General features: G+C 52.1%; 2 protein-coding genes and 1 pseudogene. 1 reads left to right on the forward strand and 2 read right to left on the reverse strand.

Annotated elements, in window-relative coordinates; genetic code table 11:
• Positions 1 to 104, forward strand: a pseudogene (locus DXH47_RS11445) (IS30 family transposase); the annotation flags it as partial.
• A 69-nt stretch (positions 105 to 173) separates the two neighbouring features.
• Here the strand turns inward: DXH47_RS11445 and DXH47_RS11450 are convergent.
• Together DXH47_RS11450 and DXH47_RS11455 are read right to left on the reverse strand one after the other, a co-directional pair.
• Positions 174 to 1,244: a 2,3-butanediol dehydrogenase gene (locus DXH47_RS11450; protein ID WP_129033426.1), complete on the reverse strand. Its 1,071-nt coding sequence runs from the start codon at positions 1,242 to 1,244 to the stop codon at positions 174 to 176.
• 213 nt (positions 1,245 to 1,457) lie between these two features.
• Positions 1,458 to 1,855 (reverse strand): YhgE/Pip family protein (locus tag DXH47_RS11455; RefSeq protein ID WP_225423583.1); only part of this gene is annotated, 398 nt, incomplete at its 5' end.

The following is a 1,855-nucleotide window of genomic DNA, read 5'->3' on the forward strand; positions in this document are numbered from 1 at the left end:
CGACTGATGAGATCCTAGCAGCACTTGAACTAATTAATCAACGACCATTAAAAATACATCATCAACAGACTGCCATTGAAAGATTCCGGGCTTGTTCGGATTAAACTTGTAATTTGCCATACCGCTAAATTAGTGGGCCAGCAAGTTTCCTCCTGTGGGTGACCGCCAGTTGCCTACATGGTCGGCGAAATCAAAATTTTGACTTGTGATTTATCGGTCGCCAAGGTCTTCACACCATCTTCAATGGCCCGGGACAACGGAATCTTCTTCGTGATGATCTTTTTGAAGGTTTCGGCGTGCTCGTTAATTAACCGCATGACCGCAGGATAATCGTTGTTGTAGCCTAACGTCGTTAAGATATCCAGGCCTTGCATGATTAAACGGTTCGTCACGTCGACCGAGATCTTTTGACTGAAGAGGGCAATCAACATGACCCTACCACCCTTCTTGGCCACTCGGATGGCGGTGTCAAAGGTCGTTTGGATACCAGCCGCATCGTAAACCAAATCTACGCCACCGGGAGTACCCTGCTTGATTTGCTCAACCACGTCCCCGTGGCTAGAATCCAAGACGTCTGTCAGGCCTAAGTCCCGGGCTTTTTGTAGCCGTTCCGGGGAGACATCCGTAATATAGACCTTAGTTGCCCCAGCAAGTCTTGCCAACGTTGCCGTTAACAAGCCGATAGGACCGGCCCCCATGACGGCGACCGTTTGCCCGACCCGCAGTTGACTCTTCTTGATGGCTTCGTAGGCCACCGTCGTTGGTTCGGTCACGGCACCCAGTTCATAACTCATGCCAGCTGGCATCTTGTGGGCGAAGAAGTCGCGGACGTTGGCGTACTCGGCGTACCCCCCGTCGGCCGAAAAGCCAAGGAAGTTACTGCTGCCATCGTCCCCAATGGCATTTTCGCAAAGGTTGTATCGCCCGGCCCGGCAATTGTCACAGTGACCACACGCAATCAACGGTTCAACGGCGACGCTGTCACCAACCTGCAAGTCAGTCACATTTTGGCCGACCTTGACGACTTCACCGGCGAACTCGTGGCCCATGATGATGGGGAGCGACTGGCCACTGATGGGGTGCTTGACCGTGGGTAACGTCAGCCCTTCCGTATACTCGTGTAAGTCACTGCCACAAATCCCACAGTATTTGACCTTGAGTTGAACCTCATCGTCCTTCGGGTCCGCAATCGTCACGTCTTCTAACCGGGCGTCCTTGGCGCCATAAATTCTAACTGCTTTCATGTTGGTGTCCTCCTTATTTTTTATTAGCACTTACTTAAAGTAAAAGTGCTTTCTTTGATGATGTCAAACATTCTCACAACCCGCACTCCGAACTCAAACCCAATCGATTCCCGCCATAACGCGTCTGCATACCACCTCACTCATCACAAAAATTGAGCCATCTCCAAGAGAGGACCCAATCATTGCCACAAGTTGATCATTCAATGAGCACAATTACTCTTTTTGCCGAATCAGGTGGGCCGCTAAGCGACTTCGGGTGGCACTCACAGCTGCGGCATCATTAAAGTCAATCCGCTTGAGCCGCGCATACCGGCGGGCGTAGAACAGCCAGGTCAGGCCCGTAAAGACCATTAAGAAGAGGATTAACATCCCGATATCCGGCCAAGCCGAATCGCCAATCATCAGCGTTTGCCGTAATCCCGCAACCCCGTAAGACATGGGCAAGAAGGGATGAATGGCCTGGAAGAAGTGACTGGTCAATGGCAACGGGTAGGTCCCCGCCGATGCGCCCAGTTGTAGGACCAACAGCACCATGCTAAAGAACGCCCCGGCTTTGCCTAAGACCAGGTTCAACCAGGCCACGATGGTCATAAACGTCGCCGCCGCCAGGA

Origin of the sequence: Levilactobacillus suantsaii, from assembly GCF_004115745.1 — a bacterium.
In the GTDB taxonomy this organism is placed as follows: domain Bacteria; phylum Bacillota; class Bacilli; order Lactobacillales; family Lactobacillaceae; genus Levilactobacillus; species Levilactobacillus suantsaii.